The 6,049-nt window shown below is 45.3% G+C and carries 6 protein-coding genes; 2 read left to right on the top strand and 4 right to left on the bottom strand.

The window, feature by feature from the left end:
• Positions 1–179 precede the first annotated feature (179 nt).
• Positions 180–1,253 (bottom strand): tRNA preQ1(34) S-adenosylmethionine ribosyltransferase-isomerase QueA, encoded by a 1,074-nt coding sequence (queA, locus tag RTL34_RS03345; protein WP_312114568.1) that lies wholly within the window; start codon positions 1,251–1,253, stop codon positions 180–182.
• A 7-nt stretch (positions 1,254–1,260) separates the two neighbouring features.
• Positions 1,261–1,842: an acyl-CoA thioesterase gene (locus RTL34_RS03340; RefSeq protein WP_065252575.1), complete on the bottom strand. Its 582-nt coding sequence runs from the start codon at positions 1,840–1,842 to the stop codon at positions 1,261–1,263.
• A gap of 115 nt (positions 1,843–1,957) precedes the next feature.
• Between RTL34_RS03340 and RTL34_RS03335 the strand changes: the two genes are divergently transcribed.
• Entirely contained in the window at positions 1,958–2,536 is a 579-nt protein-coding gene (locus RTL34_RS03335; protein ID WP_312114566.1) for a DUF924 family protein, read from the top strand.
• On the opposite strand, the gene queG is transcribed toward RTL34_RS03335, so the two are convergent.
• On the bottom strand, positions 2,533–3,660 hold the full coding sequence (gene queG, locus RTL34_RS03330) for a tRNA epoxyqueuosine(34) reductase QueG (RefSeq protein WP_312114565.1): 1,128 nt from the start codon (positions 3,658–3,660) through the stop codon (positions 2,533–2,535). The two genes, RTL34_RS03335 and queG, sit on opposite strands and share 4 nt — an antisense overlap.
• Positions 3,661–3,730: 70 nt before the next feature.
• On the opposite strand from queG, the gene RTL34_RS03325 reads away from it, so the two are divergent.
• Positions 3,731–5,407 (top strand): NAD(P)H-hydrate dehydratase, encoded by a 1,677-nt coding sequence (locus RTL34_RS03325; RefSeq protein ID WP_312114563.1) that lies wholly within the window; start codon positions 3,731–3,733, stop codon positions 5,405–5,407.
• Positions 5,408–5,518: 111 nt separating this feature from the next.
• On the opposite strand, the gene RTL34_RS03320 is transcribed toward RTL34_RS03325, so the two are convergent.
• Positions 5,519–5,995: a DUF4124 domain-containing protein gene (locus RTL34_RS03320; protein ID WP_312114562.1), complete on the bottom strand. Its 477-nt coding sequence runs from the start codon at positions 5,993–5,995 to the stop codon at positions 5,519–5,521.
• Between the last annotated feature and the right edge of the window lie 54 nt (positions 5,996–6,049).

Below are 6,049 nucleotides of genomic sequence, written 5' to 3'. Positions count from 1 at the left end.
TGCTCTAGCCTTTGCTTATCATTGGCTGAAGCTTTGAATGTTCAACAGAACCTAGTTTAAAATCATAACTGCAGATTTAAGCGTACTAAAAAAAGCAATGCTAACTGCTAACCACAAACCAACGATTAGGTATAAAGACAATGCAGTCATTTTATTAACAAGCTGAGAAATTACTAACATCATTCTACTTTTTCTAACAACATCGCATCACCGTAACTAAAGAAACGGTATTGTTGCTCGATGGCGTGCTGATAAGCCTGTTTGATGGGCTCACTGCCTGCAAACGCTGACACCAGCATCAATAGCGTGGATTTTGGCAAATGAAAATTGGTGATGAGCTTATCAATCACCCCAAACCTAAATGACGGATAAATAAAAATATCGGTGTCACCTGACCAAGCCGATAGCATCGGGTTTTCAAAACTGGCGGTTTTTTGAAACGCCGTTTCTAGCACCCGTGTCACAGTGGTACCGACCGCAATCACTTGCCCGCCACGGGCTTTGGTTTGGTTAATCAAATCGGCAGTCGCTTGGGGCAACTCAGCATATTCTGAGTGCATTTTATGGCGCAAAATATCCTCTGTCTTGACAGGGGCAAATGTGCCTGCACCGACATGCAAGGTGACAAAGGCGGTGTTGATGCCCTTGGACTTGAGTGCAGCCAATACGTTATCATCAAAATGCAAGCTTGCCGTCGGTGCGGCTACGCTGGCAAGTTTGGCTGGGTCATGAAATACCGTTTGATAGCGGGTTTCGTCATTGTCATCGGCATGGCGCTCAAAATAGGGCGGAATTGGCAGTTCACCATAGTGTTCAAGCACAGGCAATATCGGTTGGTCAAATTCTAGCAAAAATAAATTGTCCTCACGCCCCATTACCGTGGCATGAATGTTACCATCGGCAAGGCTCAACGTTTGCCCCTCTTTTGGGCTGCGGCTGGCGCGTACATGACACAAAGCGGTGTGCTTTTGGTTGCCAGTATCATCATCGGGCAAAATACGCTCAACCAATACTTCGACCGCGCCGCCACTGGCTTTTTGCCCAAACAGCCTTGCTTTCATGACCTTGGTGTCATTAAACACCACCAAGTCACCACTATTTAACAACTCTGGCAAATCCACAAATTGTTGGTCTTTGGGTTGACCATGGGCAGGCAAATACAGCAATCGAGAGGCGGAGCGCACCGCTAACGGATAGCGGGCAATGAGTTCATCGGGCAGTTGATAATCAAAATCATCTAAAGTTAAAGGCATTTGTGGGTTACTCGGTGATAGCAGAATCTTTGGCAAAGTGGACATTGGCTTTAGGAAATGGGCGGATTTTATCGGCGTCTGACCAAGCTTTGACCCAGTCATCAGGTGGCATATTGATATCTTTATAATCCAATGCGCTGAGCACTTGCTCAGTCGGCAAAACCTTGCCAGTCACGATGTTGGTGATACCGGTGCGCAGCAGCGCAGAGCAAGTCGGCTGACCTTTGACCCACATGCTTTGCTCAATATAAAACCAGCGCTCATCGACTGCTATCAGTCGGGTTTTGATGGTGACCTTATCAAATAAACGGACACGCTTACGATATTGGATGGTACTACCAGCGACCACCAGCCCCCAGCGATGCTTGAATAATTTTTTGGCAAGCCCAGAGCGAATGGCAAGATCGTTTCGCCCCAAATCAAACAGCGTAAAAATACGCCCGTTGTTCATTTCAAAAAAATTGTCAATATCGTTGATATTAGCAGTCAAGGTGATTTCGCTGGTATCGGTTAATTGAAGCGAATGACCTTGCTTTTGTTTAATCGCGCTTTTGATGGCATGGGTGCCCAGTCGTAAAAAAGGATACATGGTTGTTCTCAATCTAAATTTGTGCCACATTATAGGTAAATCGCGCTTGTTTAGCAAAATTTGTCACTATCATTACCCGACAAGTCACTATAATTACCCTACAAAAGGAAAGCAAATGACCAATCAATCACAGGTAGCAGCGCAACCCTTATCAGCGGACGCTAAAAAGGTATTAGATTTTTGGTTGCAGCAAAATACCAAGCCATTTTGGTTTGCCAAAGATGAGGATTTTGATAAAACCGTAACGGCTAAATTTTTAGCCACACTTGAGCAAGCCAAACGAGGCGAGTTAGGGGATTGGCGAGCCAGTACAAAAGGGCGACTGGCAGAAATCATTGTATTGGACCAGTTTTCGCGCAATATTTTTCGAGATTCTTCACAAGCTTTTGCCCAAGATGGCATGGCGTTAGTATTGGCACAAGAAATCGTCAAACAGCCAGATTTTGACAAGTTGAATCAAGACGAACGCAATTTTGCTTTAATGCCTTTTATGCATGCAGAATCGGCAACCATTCATCAGCAGGCGTTGCCACTGTTTAAAAAATACGCCAGTGCCGATACGTTAGCGTTTGAATATAAGCATCAAGCCATTATTGAGAGATTTGGGCGTTATCCGCACCGCAATGCGATTTTGGGTAGACAATCCAGTGATGAGGAAATTGCCTTTTTACAACAACCCAACTCGTCATTTTAACTTTTATTAAGTTGTTGCTGGGTCGCCCAATCAATATGTTCTTGTGTATTTTCGCTTAGCATGGGGCGTTTTTGTTGCAATTTGTCAATAATTGCTTGGCTAAACGGCGCATTACCCAAGGCTACCGCCACATTGCGCATAAAATTGTCGTAGCCAGTGCGGCGAATCGGCGAGCCTTCAGTTTTTGTCAAAAAATCCTGTGCATCCCACGCCCATAACTCAAGCAATGACACCTCATCTAAACGGTGACGGGGATTAAAATCCTCAATCGTCGCTAATCTGGCAAATTTATTCCAAGGACAAATCAACTGACAATCATCACAGCCAAAAATGCGATTGCCGATTTTGGGGCGAAGTTCTACAGGGATTTTGCCATCTAATTCAATGGTTAAATACGAAATACACAGCCGTGCATCGACATCATAATGCCCGGTGGGTGTTTTGCGGATGGCATGGGTAGGGCACACATGAATACAAGCCCGGCAACTGCCACAATGCGATAATGTGGTTTCGATTTGCTTTTTATCCTCTGCCAAAGGCAAGCTGGTGAATAATTCCCCCAACACAAAAAATGACCCCGCTTTTGGATGAATCAGCAAGGTGTGTTTGCCTGTCCAGCCCAAACCTGCTTGCTCAGCCAACGCGCGCTCAAATATAGGCGCGGAGTCGCTAAAGGGGCGAAATACAAAGTCGTTGGCATATTGCGGATAATCGGTGGTCAGTTTGTCTTGAATCAGTCTAGCTAGGGTTTTTAGTAACCCTCGCATGGTTTTATGATAATCACGTCCGCGAGCATAGCGGGCAATAATCGCTGAGTTGGGGCGCTCGTTGTCTGGCACACTGCGTTTGGGCGGCGGCGTGACCAAATAATCTAAACGCACGCTAATGATACTTTGCGTCCTATCGACTAACAGGGCAGGGTTAGCACGTTTATCATGATTGTCTTCAAAAAACAGCATATCCCCATGTTTACCTTGTGCTAGCCAGGTTTGCAAGGCATCAAGCTGTTTGCTAAATATGGGATTGGCGGGATGGACAAAGCCACAATCAGCAAACCCTAACGCCTTGGCTTGCGCTTTTATCCAGCCCTTGAGTGCATTAAGTTCGTTTGTAGTGTCCAACATGCCAACAACCAGATAAAATTAAAATGCTATTATAGCAAAATAAACACCTACCACATCATTGGATCATCTTATGCAAAGTAATGCACAAACGGATAAAAATACTGTGATGCAAAACGCCATTGCCTTATATAGCCCCAAACAAATTTATGAGATTGAAAAAAACTGGTTCAGCAAAAATGACAGTTTTGCCTTGATGCAACAAGCGGCATGGCAACTTGCACACATCATCAAGCAGGAAAGTAGCAATCAAAAAAGCAGTCACCCTCAAAAAAGCAGTCACCTTCAAAAAAGCAGTCACACTCAAAAATCGGTATTGGTAGTGGCAGGCGCGGGTAATAATGGCGGCGATGCTTGGTTGGTGGCGCATTATGTCAACCAGCTTTGCCCACATTGGTCAGTTACCCTAGTACAAGTCGCAGCGCCTACCACCCTTGACAGCCAAACAGCAAAGCACCTGTACCAGTCAAACTGTGCAAATGCGGCAAAATATCTGACTTTGACAGCATTTTTACAGCCATTTTATGAGCTTGGTTTGAGCTATCAGTATGATGTGGTGATTGATGGGTTATTGGGGATTGGACTTGATGGCAAGCCTAGCGCTGATTGTCAGACAATCATCAATTGGATTAATCAATACCGCAAGCAAAGTGACTCTTGTCAAGTCATCAGCATCGATGTACCCAGCGGACTTAATGCCGCCACGGGCGAAGTGTATGATGATACTGCGATTAAAGCAGACAAGACACTTTGTTTAATCGGGCGAAAGGTCGGGCTGCATATGGGAGATAGTAAAGATTATGTTGGCGCCGTTATCGATGTGCCTTTGCTCCCTGTTGAGCTATCAAGCATCTTGTTACATTCCACGCTACCTAACTTGCCACAACGTCAGCAGGTGAGCCATAAAGGTACGTATGGTCATGTACTCATCATCGGCGGCAATCGATTACAGGATGGGCATGGCATGGCAGGAGCGGCGATATTGGCCGCCAGTGCAGCATTGAGCAGTGGCGCAGGCAAAGTCACCGTTGCTTGTCATGGTGATTTTCATTCATCCATTGTCACCGCTTTGCCCAATGCCATGACCGCGGATTTACACAATATCGCTAGCGTCATCGAGCTGATTAACGCGGTGGATGTGGTTGCCATCGGCATGGGTTTAGGTAGAGATAAAGCAACGTTAGAGTTATTTAACCAATATCTTACGGCCATCAAACAATCAGAGAAGTTATGTGTTATTGACGCTGATGGTTTATACCATTTGGCAGATTGGGCAGGCACGAGTGACGGTTTAAATGCGCCAATTCAACCAAGATTGGGACAGTCAAACCAACGGTTTTACCTAACGCCGCATTCAGCGGAAGCAGGACGTTTGCTCAATCAACCCTATGCTGACATTGATCGAGACAAAATCAGCGCAATTCGGGCATTAGCTGACCAATATGGAGGCAATTGGCTTATCAAAGGGGCGCAAACGATTGTGCTTGAAGGTGACAGTCTTGAGCGTGACAGCATTGATATTTGCGGCTTGGGTAATGCCGGTATGGCAACGGCTGGCATGGGCGACTGCTTGGCAGGTCTGATGGCGGGCTTATTGGGGCAAGCAATTGCCGCCCCCATGCTAACCTCCGTGCTCATACATGCCAAAGCGGGTGATACGTTAGCAGAAAAAATGGGTGAATATGCATTGCAGGCCAATCACATGGCATCGGCAATCGGTGACATCATCCATCAAATCACGGACCATTAAAATCACGGCAGGTTAACAAGGTTCAATAGAAAAAAGGTGAGAATTCACTCACCTTTAACCTTTACACACCGTTAATTTTAATTGAATGCTAAAGTTATATAGCATGCAAAATTATTTACAGTATTGGCTCACCGTTTGCGCGACTTGCTGACGGCGTAGCTCAATTTCACGACCATCTAAATATTTACGTTCACCTTTATTATCCATTTCATAGACTCGCCCGCCTTGGTTTAGATTAGCAAGGGTATTTTGTAATGATTTACAGCGCTCAGCATCTTGCTGTTTTTTGAGTTGCTGATTTTGTGCTTCAAGTTCAGCAGCACGTTTTTGATCGGCTGTCAGCGTTGGTGATACACCTGATGCAGCACCTGTGCTATTGCCAGCGGTTGCAGGTGCACGACTACTAGGTCCAAGTTCACGGGTATTAATCACTTGCACTTGTCGCAAATTAACACCATTGGTTGGCGCATATTGGCTATAATGCGGCACACCATTTTTGTCAGTCCACTTGTAGTAAGTGGCTGCATTTGAACTCGCCATAACGAATGGTGATAACATGAGTGATAACAAAAACAGTGGCTTTAACATTGTTTTTCCTATGCAAGAAACGAGAAAATTATGCGATAGCCTATCACAGCTTGA

Origin of the sequence: Moraxella sp. CTOTU47915 (genome assembly GCF_031986685.1) — a bacterium.
In the GTDB taxonomy this organism is placed as follows: Bacteria; Pseudomonadota; Gammaproteobacteria; order Pseudomonadales; family Moraxellaceae; genus Faucicola; species Faucicola tetraodonis.
The sequence above is the reverse complement of the archived record's forward strand: the minus strand, read 5'-3'. Positions and strand labels throughout refer to the sequence as shown.